Origin of the sequence: Mesorhizobium sp. ESP7-2 (assembly GCF_020164715.1) — a bacterium.
Taxonomy (GTDB): Bacteria; Pseudomonadota; Alphaproteobacteria; order Rhizobiales; family Rhizobiaceae; genus Mesorhizobium.
Genome location: NZ_JAIUGQ010000013.1, coordinates 1 through 15430, shown reverse-complemented (window position 1 = coordinate 15430; position 15430 = coordinate 1). Strand labels below are relative to the sequence as shown.

Annotated in this window: 10 protein-coding genes; 8 read left to right on the top strand and 2 right to left on the bottom strand. The window is 63.8% G+C overall.

What is annotated here, in order from left to right; translation table 11 throughout:
* Positions 1-56: 56 nt before the first annotated feature.
* From ptsP to LB543_RS14770, 7 genes are all read left to right on the top strand, one after another.
* Positions 57-2327: a phosphoenolpyruvate--protein phosphotransferase gene (gene ptsP / locus LB543_RS14800; protein ID WP_224614578.1), complete on the top strand. Its 2271-nt coding sequence runs from the start codon at positions 57-59 to the stop codon at positions 2325-2327.
* A 9-nt stretch (positions 2328-2336) separates the two neighbouring features.
* A complete protein-coding gene (prfA, locus tag LB543_RS14795) occupies positions 2337-3416 on the top strand; it encodes a peptide chain release factor 1 (RefSeq protein ID WP_224614577.1) in 1080 nt (359 codons plus the stop codon).
* Entirely contained in the window at positions 3409-4287 is an 879-nt protein-coding gene (gene prmC / locus LB543_RS14790; RefSeq protein ID WP_224614576.1) for a peptide chain release factor N(5)-glutamine methyltransferase, read from the top strand. Before prfA ends, prmC begins: the two co-directional genes overlap by 8 nt.
* Positions 4288-4589: 302 nt before the next feature.
* Entirely contained in the window at positions 4590-5600 is a 1011-nt protein-coding gene (locus LB543_RS14785) for a DUF4167 domain-containing protein (protein ID WP_224614575.1), read from the top strand.
* Between the two features lie 219 nt (positions 5601-5819).
* On the top strand, positions 5820-8426 hold the full coding sequence (gene clpB / locus LB543_RS14780; RefSeq protein ID WP_224614574.1) for an ATP-dependent chaperone ClpB: 2607 nt from the start codon (positions 5820-5822) through the stop codon (positions 8424-8426).
* A 136-nt stretch (positions 8427-8562) separates the two neighbouring features.
* Positions 8563-8946 (top strand): MmcQ/YjbR family DNA-binding protein, encoded by a 384-nt coding sequence (locus LB543_RS14775; RefSeq protein WP_224614573.1) that lies wholly within the window; start codon positions 8563-8565, stop codon positions 8944-8946.
* Between the two features lie 234 nt (positions 8947-9180).
* A complete protein-coding gene (locus LB543_RS14770) occupies positions 9181-10692 on the top strand; it encodes a L,D-transpeptidase family protein (protein WP_224614572.1) in 1512 nt (503 codons plus the stop codon).
* Here the strand turns inward: LB543_RS14770 and LB543_RS14765 are convergent.
* The gene (locus tag LB543_RS14765) at positions 10666-11298 is read right to left on the bottom strand and encodes a TMEM175 family protein (protein WP_224614571.1); all 633 of its coding nucleotides are present in this window, start codon (positions 11296-11298) and stop codon (positions 10666-10668) included. The genes LB543_RS14770 and LB543_RS14765 overlap by 27 nt on opposite strands.
* Positions 11299-11449: 151 nt before the next feature.
* On the opposite strand from LB543_RS14765, the gene LB543_RS14760 reads away from it, so the two are divergent.
* Positions 11450-13015, top strand: a complete 1566-nt coding sequence (locus LB543_RS14760) for an MFS transporter (RefSeq protein WP_224614570.1) — start codon at positions 11450-11452, stop codon at positions 13013-13015.
* A 3-nt stretch (positions 13016-13018) separates the two neighbouring features.
* Here the strand turns inward: LB543_RS14760 and LB543_RS14755 are convergent, their stop codons facing one another.
* Complete coding sequence (locus tag LB543_RS14755) at positions 13019-14989, bottom strand: M23 family metallopeptidase (RefSeq protein ID WP_181178197.1); 1971 nt, start codon at positions 14987-14989, stop codon at positions 13019-13021.
* Positions 14990-15430: the final 441 nt, after the last annotated feature.

Genomic DNA, 15430 nt, shown 5'->3' with positions numbered 1-15430 from the left:
ATGCCGGGCGCGGCGGAAACTGCGCCGGCAAGTGTTTCATTGGAGAAGAAGCCGCGATGCGTGACCAGGCCAGCGGCCCGCGCGTTTTGCTGAAGCGGCTCCGCGAGCTCATGCAGGAGCCGCTGGAGCCGCAGGAGCGGCTTGACCGTATCGTGCGCGACATCGCCTCCAATATGGTCGCCGAAGTGTGCTCGCTCTACGTGCTGCGCGCCGATTCGGTGCTCGAACTCTACGCCACCGAAGGTCTGAACCCGAACGCCGTCCACCTGGCGCAGCTGCGGCTGGGGCAAGGCCTGGTCGGCACGATCGCGGCAAGTGCCAGGCCGCTCAACCTGTCCAACGCGCAGGAACACCCGGCCTTCGCCTACCTGCCGGAGACCGGGGAGGAGATCTACAATTCCTTCCTCGGCGTCCCGGTGCTGCGGGCAGGGCGCACGCTGGGCGTCCTGGTCGTCCAGAACAAGACCATGCGCCATTACCGCGACGACGAGGTCGAGGCGCTGGAAACCACCGCCATGGTCATCGCCGAGATGATCGCCACCGGCGATCTGGCGCGGCTGACCCGGCCTGGCCTCGAACTCGACCTGCGCCGGCCCGTGAGCTTCACCGGGCTGTCTTTCAACGATGGCGTCGGGCTTGGCCATGTCGTGCTGCACGAGCCGCGCATCGTCGTCACCAATTTGTTCAACGAGGACAGCGAGGAAGAGGTCCGGCGGCTCGAAGCCTCGCTCGGTTCGCTCAGGCTCTCGATCGACGACATGCTGGAGCGCCGCGATGTCGCCTTCGAGGGCGAGCATCGCCAGGTGCTGGAAGCCTACCGGATGTTCGCCAACGACCGCGGCTGGGTACGACGCCTGGAAGAGGCGATCCGCAACGGCCTGACAGCGGAAGCGGCGGTGGAAAAGGTGCAGAGCGACATGCGCGCCCGCATGCTGCACATGACCGATCCCTATCTGCGCGAGCGGATGAGCGATTTCGACGATCTCGCCAACCGGCTGTTGCGCCAGCTGATGGGACGTGGACCCGAGGATGTCGCGGCCTCGCTGCCGAAGGACGCCATCATAGTCGCCCGCTCGATGGGCGCCGCTGAACTGCTCGACTATCCCCGCGACAAGCTGCGCGGCCTGGTGCTCGAGGATGGCGCGGCGACCAGCCATGTCGTCATCGTCGCCCGCGCCATGGGCATTCCCGTCGCCGGCCAGATGAAGGGCGCCGTTTCCATGGCGGAAAACGGCGACCCCATCATCGTCGACGGCGAGGAAGGCGCGATCCATCTGCGGCCGCAATCCGATCTCGAAGCCGCCTATGCCGAAAAAGTGCGGTTCCGGGCGCGTCGCCAGGAGGTCTACCGCGAGCTGCGCAAGAAGCCGTCGACGACCAGGGACGGTGTCCAGGTCGATCTGCTGATGAATGCCGGGCTTGCCGTCGACCTGCCGCAGCTGGTCGAGTCGGGCGCTGCCGGCATTGGCCTGTTCCGCACCGAACTGCAGTTCATGGTCGCCTCGACCTTTCCACGCGCCGAAGCCCAGGAAAAACTCTATCGCGACGTGCTCGAGGCCGCGCGCGGCAAGCCGGTCACCTTCCGCACCATCGACATCGGTGGCGACAAGGTGCTGCCCTACTTCAAGGGCGCGATCCAGGAAGAGAATCCGGCGCTCGGCTGGCGGGCGATCCGCCTGACGCTCGACCGGCCGGGCTTGCTGCGCACCCAGATCCGCGCCTTGCTCAAAGCCAGCGGCGGGCGCGAGCTCAAGCTGATGCTGCCGATGGTGACCGAGCTTGGCGAGATCGCCCAGGCGCGCGAAATCATCGACCGCGAGGTGCGGCACCTCTCACGCTTCGCCCACCATCTGCCGACCAGTCTCAAGCTGGGCGCCATGCTGGAAGTGCCGTCGCTTCTGTTCCAGCTCGACGAATTGATGAAGGCGGTCGACTTCGTCTCGGTCGGGTCGAATGATCTGTTCCAGTTCGTCATGGCGGTCGACCGCGGCAACACGCAACTAGCCAACCGCTTCGATACATTGTCGGCGCCGTTCCTGCGCGTGCTCAAGCAGATCGCCGACGCCGGCGCTCGCAACCATACGCCCGTCACCCTGTGCGGTGAACTCGCCGGCAAGCCGATCTCGGCGATGGCACTGATCGGCCTTGGTTTCCGCTCGATCTCGATGTCGCCAGCCTCGATCGGCCCGGTCAAGGCGATGCTGACGGAGCTGCCGCTGGAGGAACTGGAGGCTTTCTTCGACGACAATCTGATGGCGCCGGCGCAAGGGCTGCCGATGCGGGCGTTGCTGCAGGCCTTCGCCGACGACCGCTCGATCCCGTTGTAGCACGTCGTCATGGTCAATTTGCCCCGCGATCGTATGGATCAAGTCGTCAAGCGTTTTGAGATGCTCGAAGCGCAGATGTCGGCCGGACCGGCGCCGGATGCCTATGTGAAGATGGCATCCGAATATGCTGAGTTGCAGGACATGGTGGCCAAGGTCAGGGAATTGCGCTCGGCCGAGCATGAGCAGGCCGACCTCGAAGCGATGCTCGCCGACAAGGGCACCGACGCCGAGATGCGGGCGCTCGCCGAAGCCGATCTGCCCGGCGTCGAGGAGCGCATCGAGGCGCTGCAGAAGGACATCCAGATCCTGCTCCTGCCCAGGGATGCCGCCGACGACAAGAACGCCATCCTCGAAATCCGCGCCGGCACCGGTGGCGACGAGGCGGCACTTTTCGCCGGCGACCTGTTTCGTATGTATGAGCGCTACGCCGCCGAACGCGGCTGGCGGTTCGAAACGGTATCGGCGAGCGACGGCGATGCCGGCGGCTTCAAGGAAATCATCGCCACGATCTCAGGCAAGGGTGTGTTTGCCCATCTGAAATTCGAGTCCGGCGTGCATCGGGTCCAGCGTGTGCCCGCAACCGAGGCCAGCGGGCGCATCCACACCTCCGCCGCCACAGTCGCCGTGCTGCCGGAAGCGGAAGAGGTCGACATCGACATCAGGGCCGAGGACATCCGCATCGACACGATGCGCGCCTCAGGCTCCGGCGGCCAGCACGTCAACACCACCGATTCCGCGGTTCGCATCACCCATTTGCCGACCGGTATCATGGTGGTGCAGGCGGAGAAGTCGCAGCACCAGAACCGGGCCAAGGCCATGCAGATCCTGCGTGCCCGGCTCTATGACATGGAGCGCAGCAAGGCGGACGAGGAGCGTTCCGAATCGCGCAAGTCGCAGGTCGGCTCCGGCGACCGCTCGGAGCGCATCCGCACCTATAATTTTCCGCAAGGCCGCGTCACCGACCATCGCATCAACCTGACGCTCTACAAGCTCGACCGGGTGATGATGGGTGAACTCGATGAAGTCATCGATGCACTGATCGCCGATCACCAGTCGAAGCTGCTGGCCGATATCGGCCTCGATGGCTGACCATCCGCCCGAGGCACTGGGGCCGCTGCTGCGGAAGGCGCGGGCCAGGCTTGCCGCGGCCGGTATCGATGATGCCGCGCTCGATGCGCGGCTGATCGTCGAGCATTATTCCGGCACGACGCGCACGCAGGCCATTGCCGACCCCGAGCGCAAGATCGACGGCGGCGCCATCGCCGCGATCGACGGCGCCCTGAGACGGCGAGCCGGTGGCGAGCCGGTGCATCGCATCCTCGGCTATCGCGAATTCTACGGTTTGCGCCTGTCGCTGTCGCCGGAGACGCTGGAGCCGCGGCCGGACACCGAAACGCTGGTCGAGGCGGTGCTGCCCTTCGTCAAGGCAATGGTCGCGCGGGAGGGTGCATGCCGCATCCTCGATCTCGGCACCGGGACGGGCGCCATTGCCCTGGCGCTGCTGAGCGTCGTGCCGGCCGCGACGGCCACCGGTGTCGACATTTCCGCCGGCGCGCTGGCAATGGCGGCCCGCAATGCCGGGCAGCTCGGGCTCGGCGATCGGTTCACGACGGTCCAATCGGACTGGTTCGAAAAAGTTTCCGGGCGGTACCATGTAATTGCCGCAAACCCTCCCTATATACCAACTCAAGAGATTGGAAATCTGCAGGACGAGGTCCGCGATTTCGACCCGCGTGTTGCCCTGGATGGTGGCGTGGATGGGATGAACCCCTATAGGGTCATCGCCGCAGAGGCGGCAAGATTTCTGGAAGCCGAAGGCAGAATTGCGGTCGAGATCGGCCACACACAAAGCAACGACGTCGACGATATATTTCGCGCGGCCGGTTACGCGGGCGGCGAGGTGTTTGGCGATCTCGGCGGAAACGACAGGGTTCTTGTTTTTCAGCGGGCAACGTCTTGACGCAGTGCAAAAAAAGCGCTTGGCAATACCGGGGAATGCGGCTAGGGTCGCCTAACCGGATGAGACGAAGCAGGCAGTGCTCTTAGCGATTCGGTTTCCTTGGATATAGCTGCCTTCTTGCGCAAACGACGCCCAAGCTTCGTGCGGGAATCGTCCGGCAAGTGATGTAACCGGAACAGGATGGCACGTGGCGCCAACGCAATCGATGCGGGCGAACGCCGGTGAAGAAACGAAACGGCTGGCTGCATGAGCGCCTCCGTTCGTGAAGAGTTTTTCGAAAATTTCAAAATGAAGAGAGTCGAATGAGGCCACAACAGCAGAACAGGCGCATGCGCGGTCGCAACAACAATGGCGGCGGCGGTGGGAACAACAATAACAACAACAACAACCGCAAGGGCCCGAATCCGCTAACGCGCAATTACGAGAGCAACGGCCCGGACGTGAAGATCCGGGGATCGGCTCAGCAGATCGCCGAAAAATACGCCACCCTGGCCCGTGACGCGCAAAGCTCCGGCGACCGGGTGATGGCGGAGAACTACCTCCAGCACGCCGAACACTACAACCGCATCATTGCCGCCGCACAGGCGCAGATGCCGATCCAGAACGTCCAGCAGTCGCGCGACGAGTTCGATGAGGACGGCGATGAGGATCGCGACGAGTTCGACAATGCCGGCAACAGCGGGGCCGGCAACAGCGGGGCCGGCAACAGCGGGGCTGGCAATAGCGGGGCGGGCAATAGCAGCGGCAACGCCGGTTCCGATCCGCAAATTCCGGTGGTCAACCATGGCGCCGGCCCGCAGCCAGTGATCGAGGGCATGCCGGCGGAAGTTGCGCTGAACCGGGAAAGCGGTCGCGACAACCGTGACGGTGGCGGGCGTGACGGTGGCGGGCGCAACAATGGCGGCCGCGATGGCGGGCGTCATCGCGATCGCCGCCCTAACGGCGGCTACGGCCAAAACAGCCAGCGCGACTATGCTTCTTCAGCCGAACAAGGCGGCCAGCAGCAGCGCAACGAGGCCTCGGGGCAGACAGAAGTCCAGGCAGTGCCCGCTTCACCGTCGGAGACCGTCGCGGCAGCAGAACCAGCTCCACGGTTCGAGAATTTTTCGCCAGCCGGTCTGGCCGCCCAGGCTGAACTCAACGAGGCGGCCGCCGAGAGCGGTGCGGCCCGCCGCCCGCGGCGCCCGCGCCGTCCGCGCGCCAATCCCGATCAGGTCGAGGGCGGCAGCGACAATGCGGATGCCGGTGAGACGACCGCGGCTCCGGGCGACAGCGGTAGCGCTGAACCCGTGATCGCCGACATCGACAACTGATCGAACGGCACTGCAGGACATCGAACGGCGGGGAGCAATCTCCGCCGTTTTGGTTGGGAGCTCGGGGAATAATATGGATTGACCGACATCAAGGCGTCTTGAGACACCCCGCCCTATGCACCATATCTGGCCTGAACGGGATCCGGCTCGAATGGGCGGATCCGTCACCGCAATCTGATCCGGTGCCGCAAAGCGGGCCGGTGATGGAAGGAGACAAATATGAACCTTGAGAAATACTCCGAGCGCGTGCGCGGCTTTATCCAGTCCGCGCAGACGATGGCGCTCTCCCGGAACCACCAGCAATTCACTCCCGAACACATTCTGAAAGTCCTCGTCGACGATGACGAGGGTCTGGCCGCGTCGCTGATCGAGCGTGCCGGCGGCAATGTCCGTGACGTCAAACTCGGCGTCGAGACGGCGCTCGAGGCGATGCCCAAGGTGGAGGGTGGCAATGGCCAGCTCTATCTGGCGCAGCCGCTGGCCAAGGTGTTCTCGACTGCCGAGGACCTGGCCAAGAAGGCCGGTGACAGTTTTGTCACCGTCGAGCGGCTGCTGCAGGCGCTTGCCATGGAGAAATCGGCAAAGACGGCCGAAATCCTGGCCAAGGCCGGCGTCACCGCACAGGCGCTGAACCAGGTCATCAACGACGTCCGCAAGGGGCGCACCGCCGATTCGGCGAGTGCCGAACAAGGCTATGACGCGCTGAAGAAATATGCGCGGGACCTCACCGCGGACGCACGCGCGGGCAAGCTCGATCCGGTCATCGGCCGCGACGACGAGATCCGCCGCACCATTCAGGTGCTGTCGCGCCGCACCAAGAACAACCCGGTGCTGATCGGCGAGCCGGGCGTCGGCAAGACGGCGATCGCCGAAGGCCTGGCGCTGCGCATCGTCAATGGCGACGTGCCGGAATCGCTGAAGGACAAGCAGCTGATGGCGCTCGACATGGGCGCATTGATCGCTGGCGCCAAATATCGCGGCGAGTTCGAGGAGCGGCTGAAGGCCGTGCTTTCGGAAGTCACCTCGGCCAGTGGCAACATCATCCTGTTCATCGACGAGATGCACACACTGGTCGGCGCCGGCAAGGCGGACGGCGCCATGGATGCGTCGAACCTCCTGAAGCCTGCCCTGGCGCGCGGCGAACTGCACTGCGTCGGCGCCACCACGCTCGATGAATACCGCAAGCATGTCGAGAAGGATCCCGCCCTTGCCCGCCGTTTCCAGCCCGTCTTCGTCGACGAGCCGACGGTGGAGGACACGGTCTCGATCCTGCGCGGCCTGAAGGAGAAGTACGAGCAGCACCACAAGGTGCGTATCTCCGATTCGGCGCTGGTGGCGGCGGCGACGCTGTCCAACCGCTACATCGCCGACCGCTTCCTTCCGGACAAGGCAATCGACCTGGTCGACGAAGCCGCCTCGCGGCTTCGCATGCAGGTCGATTCCAAGCCTGAGGCGCTGGACGAGATCGACCGCCGCATCATGCAGCTCAAGATCGAGCGCGAGGCGCTGAAGGTCGAGACGGACGAAGCCTCGAAGGACCGGCTCGCCCGCTTGGAAAAGGAACTTGTCGGCCTGGAGGAAGAATCGACCGAGATTACGTCGAAGTGGCAGGCCGAGAAGCAGAAGCTTGGGCTTGCGGCCGATTTGAAGAAGCAGCTCGACGAGGCGCGTAACGACCTTGCCATTGCCCAGCGCAAGGGTGAGTTCCAGCGCGCCGGCGAGCTTGCCTATGGCAAGATTCCGGAACTGGAAAAGAAGCTGAAGGCGGCCGAGGCCCAGGACGGCAAGGCCGGCATGGTCGAGGAAGTGGTCACACCCGACCACGTCGCCCATATCGTGTCGCGCTGGACCGGCATTCCGGTCGACAAGATGCTGCAGGGCGAGCGAGACAAGCTGTTGCGCATGGAAGACGAGATCGGCAAGCGTGTCGTCGGCCAGGGCGAGGCGGTGCAGGCGGTTTCCAAGGCGGTGCGGCGTGCCCGCGCGGGCCTGCAGGATCCGAACCGGCCGATCGGCTCGTTCATGTTCCTCGGGCCAACCGGCGTCGGCAAGACGGAGTTGACCAAGGCTTTGGCCAACTTCCTGTTCGACGATGAGACGGCGCTGGTGCGCCTCGACATGTCCGAGTACATGGAGAAGCACTCCGTCGCCCGGCTGATCGGCGCGCCTCCGGGCTATGTCGGCTATGAGGAAGGCGGTGCGCTGACCGAAGCGGTGCGGCGCCGGCCCTATCAGGTCGTGCTGTTCGACGAGATCGAGAAGGCGCATCCCGATGTCTTCAACGTTCTGTTGCAGGTGCTCGATGACGGCCGGCTCACCGATGGGCAGGGCCGCACCGTCGACTTCCGCAACACGCTGATCATCATGACGTCGAATCTCGGCGCCGAATATCTGGTCAATCTCGGCGAGGACCAGGATGTCGACGCCGTGCGAGACGAAGTGATGGGCGTGGTCAGGGCATCGTTCCGGCCGGAGTTCCTCAATCGCGTCGACGAGGTGATCCTGTTCCACCGGCTGCGCCGCAAGGACATGGACCGTATCGTCGAGATCCAGCTCAAGCGGCTGGAGAGCCTGCTGACCGATCGCAAGATCACGCTGTCGCTGGATCCCGAGGCGATCGAGTGGCTGGCGGCCAAGGGTTACGACCCCGCCTATGGGGCCCGGCCGTTGAAGCGGGTGATGCAGAAGGAGCTGCAGGATCCGTTGGCGGAAAAGATCCTGCTCGGCGAGATACTGGACGGCTCGACGGTCAAGGTCACGGCCGGTTCCGACCGGCTGAATTTCCGCTCCAAGCCGGCGATCGTCGCAGCCGAGGCGGCCGCCTGATCGGTGCATGTTGCCCAAAAGCGACTTCGGTTTTGGGACGACGACATGCATAAGACAAAGATCTGAAGCGCACCGCGCTTTAGAGTGCCGCGTGCCCAGTGTGGGCACGCGGCGTTTTCATGTCACAGGAGCCCGGATGACGCTGGACGACTACAACGGCTTCTGCGCCTCGCTGCCTGCAACGAACCACGTGGTGCAATGGGGCGGCGCCCATGTCTGGAAGGTCGGGACCAAGGTGTTCGCGATCGGTGGCTGGGATCAGGGTCGGCAGCTCTTCGTCACCTTCAAATGTTCCGACATCGCCTATGACGTGCTCAAGGAGCAGCCGGGCCTGCGGCCCGCGCCTTATCTTGCCTCCCGCGGCATGAAGTGGATCCAGCGTCAGACAAGCCAGAGCATGGATGATGGTGCGCTGAAGGACTATTTGCGCGAGAGTCATCGCCTGGTTGCCCTGAAGCTGACGAAGCAGGCGCGCAAGGAATTGGGCTTGGCGCAGGTTACAGCATGTCGCGGCGAATAGGATTCGCCCGACCTGCTGTAAGCTTCTGATTTTATGCATGTCGTTGTCCCGGAACCGAGGACACTTCCGGGCGACGTGCATTAGCTGATATTCCTCGAGGCGCTGGAAAACCGCCATCTTCATGCCCGGTTCATGTTGGAACCATATGGTGGGCAACTGATTTGCTGGCGAAGGGGTTCGCCGAACTGCACAATGCCGGGCGGCGGCACATACGGACCGGAGAGTTTCGCCACTATGCTGCGCACTATCTTCACCCTTTCGGCGCTTGTTGCGGGACTGGTGTTTTCCAACGCGTTCGCGGCGCCGACGCATGACGGCGCTGCCCAGCCTGTCCGCACGGCCGAGGGCGGCGGCATTCTGCTCGCCCAGGACGGCAATCTCGATATCTACTACGACGCCAGGGGCAATCGCGTCATCGTCGATGCGGATACCGGCAAGGTAATCGCCATCCAGCCGCCGCAGACACGGCTTGACCGCCGGGCGCTACGCCGCGAGACAAGGCTGCGTCAACTAGGCCGTGCCCCCGCCGATGACCGCTACTATCTCGACGATCCCCAGGACATGGCCCGCTTCCGCCGCAAGCAACTGGAAGAGGAAGGACGGGTCATCCCGCCGCCAGCCGACGAATATGATCCTGACAGCAACAATTCGGTCGATGCCTATCCGCCGGCGCCGCAGGACGACGGCAACTACGACAACAACTATCCCGATGCGCCGCAGCCGCACACCATCCAGCGCCAGCCGCTGAACGAGGCGTCGATAAACCCTCTCCAGCCGGCAGTCCCGACGGAAGAGGCGGCGCCCTCCGACCAGGCGGCACCACCGCCAAATGTTGGCGGCAAGACGTCGGTCGATCCGTCGCTTTCGCTGGGCGCACGCCAGGATGTGGCAGCACTGCAGGTGCTGCTCGACCGGGGTGGTGCTTCGCCTGGCGTCATCGACGGGCGCTTCGGTTCGAATGTCGACAAGGCGCTGGCGGCCTACAACCAGATCAACGGCAGCAGCCTCAAATCGACCGATGCGGTCGGCATCCAGTCGGCACTCTCGCAATCCGGCGGCGACGCGTTCGCCAACTATACCATCACGGCAGAGGATGCAGCCGGTCCCTATGTCGCGTCGATACCGGAAGACTACAGCCAGAAGGCGCAGCTCAACTGCATGTGCTACACCTCTGTCACCGAGGCGCTGGCGGAGCGCTTCCACATGGACGAGAACTATCTGAAGTCGATCAACAAGGGCCTCGACTTCAACCGCCCCGGCACGATCATCAAGGTCGCCAATTTCGGCAATCTGGTGTCGACGCCGGTCGCGCGCATCGTCGCCGACAAGACCAAGAAGGAGGTGTACGCCTACGATGCGGGCGGCAAGCTGGTAGCAGCCTATCCCGCCACCATCGGCTCGGCGGACACGCCGTCGCCCACCGGCATCCACGCCGTGTCGCGCATCGCGCTCGACCCGAACTACACCTACAATCCGAACATCAATTTCAAGCAGGGCGAGAACGACAAAATTCTTACCGTTCCACCAGGCCCCAACGGACCTGTCGGGTCAGTCTGGATCGCCTTGGACAAACCGACCTACGGCATCCACGGAACGCCCGAGCCGTCGAAGATCGGCAAGACCGAAAGCCATGGCTGCGTGCGCCTGACGAACTGGGACGCGCGCGAGCTCGCCAAGCTAGTGTCGCCAGGCGTTACCGTGGAATTCGTTGGCGGACCTTCAGCCGATGACGTTGCGCAGCAATGAGGCGCGTAGCGCCGCGGCATAGATCAACTGCACGACCAGAATGAAGCCGACGCTCAGCAGCGGCGTGATCAGGCAAAGTGCGGCACCGACAGCCCACAGGATCTGCGCCTTGACGATGCGCAGGTAGACCATGCGTTTCGTTTCCGCGCCGACATCTTCCGCGACAAAGCCGCACTTCACCGCATAGTGCCAACTGGCGAACAGCGTGATGCCGAGCATCAGCAGGTTCAGCCAGTAAACCAGCACCGCGGTCCGGAATTCGAGGAAATCGGCCAGCAGATCGGTGGAGAACGGCAACAGCGCGATGAAGGCGAGAAAGCACAGGTTCAGCGTGGCCAGCCGTCTGTCGGATTTGGCGATCAAACCATGCTGCGCCTGTTGGCCGAACCAGAAGATGGTCAGGGTCAGGAAGCTCAAGGCATAGGTGAGGAAGCGGGGCGCCAATGCCGCGACGGCGACGAGAAGATCGTGTTCGGAATGGATGGCCTCATGTGCCGGCACCCTGATCTCGAGCACGATCAGTGTGAGTGCGATGGCGAACACGCCATCGGTGATACCGACAATACGGCCGCGCCCTTCAACCGATGCTTCGAGTGGACGCTTCATCGATTTCTCCTGCCCGCGGCTCCTGGGAAACTAGCATGACTGCCGCGGTTTGCATCGGGGCAGATGCGATCCCTGGCAATATGGCTGGTTTCAAGGACAACAAGCCTCTGGCTGGTTGTTGCCGGCGCGCCGGCAATCTAATTAGGATGGCATGCATTCACCCGATAAAGCCGCCGCCATTCCGCTGACCGCATCGGTCGCGAACGGCACGTTCTGCCCGCAATCGCAGCGGCGTTATGTGTTGATCGCGGCGATCCTGGCCTCGGCGCTCGGCTTCATCGACGGATCGATCCTGGCGATCGCCATGCCGGCGATCCGCGTCGACCTCGGCGCCAGCCTTGTCGAGGCACAGTGGATTTCCAATGCCTACGCGCTGACGCTCTCGGCGCTAATCCTCGCCGGCGGTGCCGCGGGCGACCGGTTCGGGCTGCGCCGAGCCTTCGTTGCCGGCATTGCGCTGTTCGTCGCCACCTCGCTTGCCTGCGCGCTGTCGCCGAACGCTGTCGTGCTGATCGCGTTTCGCGCGCTCCAGGGCATCGGTGCCGCGATCATGGTGCCAGGTAGTCTCGCCATCATTGCCAAGGCCTATCCCAAGAAGGAACGCGGCCGCGCGATCGGCATCTGGGCGGCGGCCTCGGCGCTGACCACCGCTCTCGGCCCCGTGCTCGGCGGCCTGGTGCTGTCGGCTTTCGGCGATGGCATCTGGCGGGCGATCTTTGCCGTCAACCTGCCGCTCGGCCTGATCTCGATCTATCTGCTGCTCGCCAAGATTCCGGCCGATGCGCCGACGGAGCAACGCAGCCTCGACCTTGCCGGTGGTGCGCTTGCGACGCTGGCCTTCGGCGCGCTCGCCTATGGGCTGACTTCGATGAGCGCCAGCGGCGAGAGCCGCATGGCCGGTCCAAGCATTGCCGCCGGCGCCGTGCTGCTTGTCGTCTTCATCTTGTTCGAGCGGCGGCAGCGCGAGCCGATGATCGACCTCAGCCTGTTTCGCATCGGTGCTTTCGCAGGCGCCAATGTCGCGACTTTCTTCCTCTATTTCGCGCTGTCGGCCAATCTTTTTTACTTGCCGATGCTGCTGATCGCCGGCTGGGGGGTGAGCACGGCCGAGGTCGGCTTCATCTTCCTGCCGCTGTCTGCAGCGATCGCGCTTTTGTCGGGACCCGTCGGCAAGCTGTCGGACAGGATCGGGCCACGTTTGCCGATTGCCTGCGGCAGCCTGATCGTGGCGATTGCCTTCGCCGGGCTTGCCTTGCTCGCCCATGCCGGCTTTCACCATTTCTGGACGGGCATCTTTCCCTTGATGGCGCTGATGGGGCTCGGCATGGCGTTGGTCGTGTCGCCATTGTCGACCGCGATCATGACGGCGGTGGAAGACAAGGACACCGGCGCGGCTTCCGGCATCAACAACGCCGTCTCACGCATCGGCGGTCTGATCGCGGTGGCGGCGATGGGGTCGCTTGCTGCCTGGATCTACGCCTATGCTCTGGAGGCAAATGCCGCGCCCGGCGTGCCTGGTTTCGGCGAACTGCCACCAGCAGGACTTTCGCCGGCACTCGATGCGACGAGAATCGCAGCCAGCGACGCGGCTTTTTCCGCCGTCTCCTCGGTGACGGCGCTGCTGTGCCTACTTTCCGCTGTCGTTGCATGGACGACGATTTCCGGCGAAGCGCTGCCGTGGTCGCGGCGCGCCGAACCTCGGCAGGACGAAGGCTGAGACTCAGCCTTCGATCTTGGCGCTGGCGACCTTCAGCGAATTGCCATCTTCCTGTTTCAGCAGATCGTCGATGCGCTCGCGCTCGCGCTTGAAGGCGACGAGATCGTCGCCCTTCAGCACCTTGCCGACCGGCAGACGCACACGCATCGGATCGACCTTGGTGCCGTTGACGATCAGTTCGTAGTGGAGGTGCGGGCCAGTGGCGAGGCCGGTCTGGCCGAGATAGCCGATGGTCTGGCCCTGACGCACGTGCACGCCGGGCTCCATACCTTTGGCAAAGGCGCTCTGGTGATTGTACGAGGTCTCGTAGCCATTGGCATGGCGAATGATGATCTGCTTGCCATAGCCGCCGGCCCAGCCGACCTTCTCGATGACGCCATTGCCGGCGGCGATGATCGGCGTGCCGATCGGAGCTGCCCAGTCGACGCCGGTGTGCATGCGGACATAGCCGAGGATCGGATGCTTGCGGGCGCCGAAGCCGGAGCGGAATTTTCCGGCGGGCAGCGGATTGCGCAGCAGGAACTGCCTAGCGCTCGAGCCGTCTTCGTCGAAATAGTCCGTGCTGCCGTCCTGCATCTGGAAGCGGTAGAAATTGCGCGTCGTGCCGCCAAACGTCGCCGAGACATAGAGAAGCTCGGAATTGTCCGACGTCTGGTCGTCGCCATCTGGCTGCGAGAACAGCACTTCAAGGCGGTCGGAGGGATTGAGTCGGGACTGAAAGTCGACATCGGACGCCAGGAGCTTGATCAGCCGCTGGGTCATCGCCTTGGACATGCCGTAGGAATAGGCGGCGCGGTAGATTCCGTCATAGACGTTGGGCAGATTGCCACGCACCACCACCGGCGCCGACGAATCATCGAACGCCGTCAGCAATTCGGGATTGGGCTCCGGCTCCTGCGCCGGCACGTACTGGCCGCGGTCGTCGAGTGCGATGGTGACGATGTGCGTGGTCTTGTCGTAGACGCTGGTGCGCACGACCTTGGCGGCGTCGCCATGAACCTCGAGACCGACGCGCAGTACGGTTCCGGCCTTGAGCGCCGGCGCGTTGAGCAGCTTGGCGATCGCTTCGGCCATGCCGGTGGCATCGTCGCCCGTATAGCCCGAGTCGGCAAAGGCCTCGGTGAGGTCGGTGTCTTTGGTGAAGGGGATGATTTCCTCGGCGAAAGCCGGCGCCTTGTCGTCTGCGTTGGCGCGCGGCGACACGGAGACGTTTTCCGGCACGATCTTCACATCATAGGAGCCGGCCATGCTCTCGGCAAAAGCTTCGCCGAATCGCTGCGGATCGACATAATGGAGTGAAGCCACCTGCACGGCGCCGTCGCTGAGGTCGGTGCCGGCTTCGCGCACCACCTTTTCCACCTCGTCGGCGGACAGGTCGCTCTTTTCGTCGAAGGAAGCCGTCTCGATCGGGAAGTCGACGGTCTTCAGGCTCATTTCGCTTTCGACCTTGGCGCCGTAGATCTGGCCGGAAGCGGCCGAGGCCGTCGCCGGTTGCGCCGATGTATCGTCGCCGTCGTCGCCGAACACTTGCATCGGGTCGAAAGGCGGGTAGGGCCGGCTGGTGGTGTGGCCGGCGGCGAGTGCCATCTTGATCTGCACGAAAGGCATGGTGTGGATGACATCGCGGTCGCCGACCTTGGTGACCATCGACACTTCCATGCGACGACGGTCCTTGGCCTTGGCGATCTGACGCGGCGCCACCAGTCTGGTCGTTTTTGCCACTTCGCCGGAATCGCCATTGCTGGCGAGGCCGATCAGTTCCGCGATCTCGGGTGGGGTCGCCAGTTGCTGGCGCCCGTCAAGCGCGGCAAACAGCGCGACGCCCATCAGAACGCTCGAGGTCACGCCAGTGAGGAATGTACCCGACAGCCAGCGCGCAGAAACCTCGCGCCGATCGGGCGGGCCGCTGCGACCGTCCGCGATAAGCGGCGGCTCATTGCCGAGTTCGGCTATGACATCTTCCGTATCTGGCATCCAGAAAGGCTGCTTCTTCCCCGGGCGGAACGGCTTGTCGCTTTTGTTGTGGCCATGACATTTGCCTGTCACGGCAGGTTAAGTCAACGAAGCCTCAGGCCCCGGTCGAATTCCCCTCGTGCACTTCTCTTATAGAGCGCTGTGAAAAGCGGGCGGTGTGCCTTTATCTATGAGGCTTGTCGCGCGCTTCCTTACGAGGCTCATAAAGAGGCCATTGCACGGCTGTGCTCGCGCCTCTTTGTTGGCCTTGGTGTCGAACGGCAATGCGGCGGCAATAGGGCTCCTTCGTGCCTCCTCCTCCTGTTGTGCCCAGTTCCCCTACGGCAGTCGGCTATCGACAGGACCCGCTCGAAATTTCTGTCGTAAAAAGTTCAAAAACTTGAGAAAGCGGTGTTGACAGTTTGTCGGGGTGGCGACTATATACGCCTCACGAACGAGGGC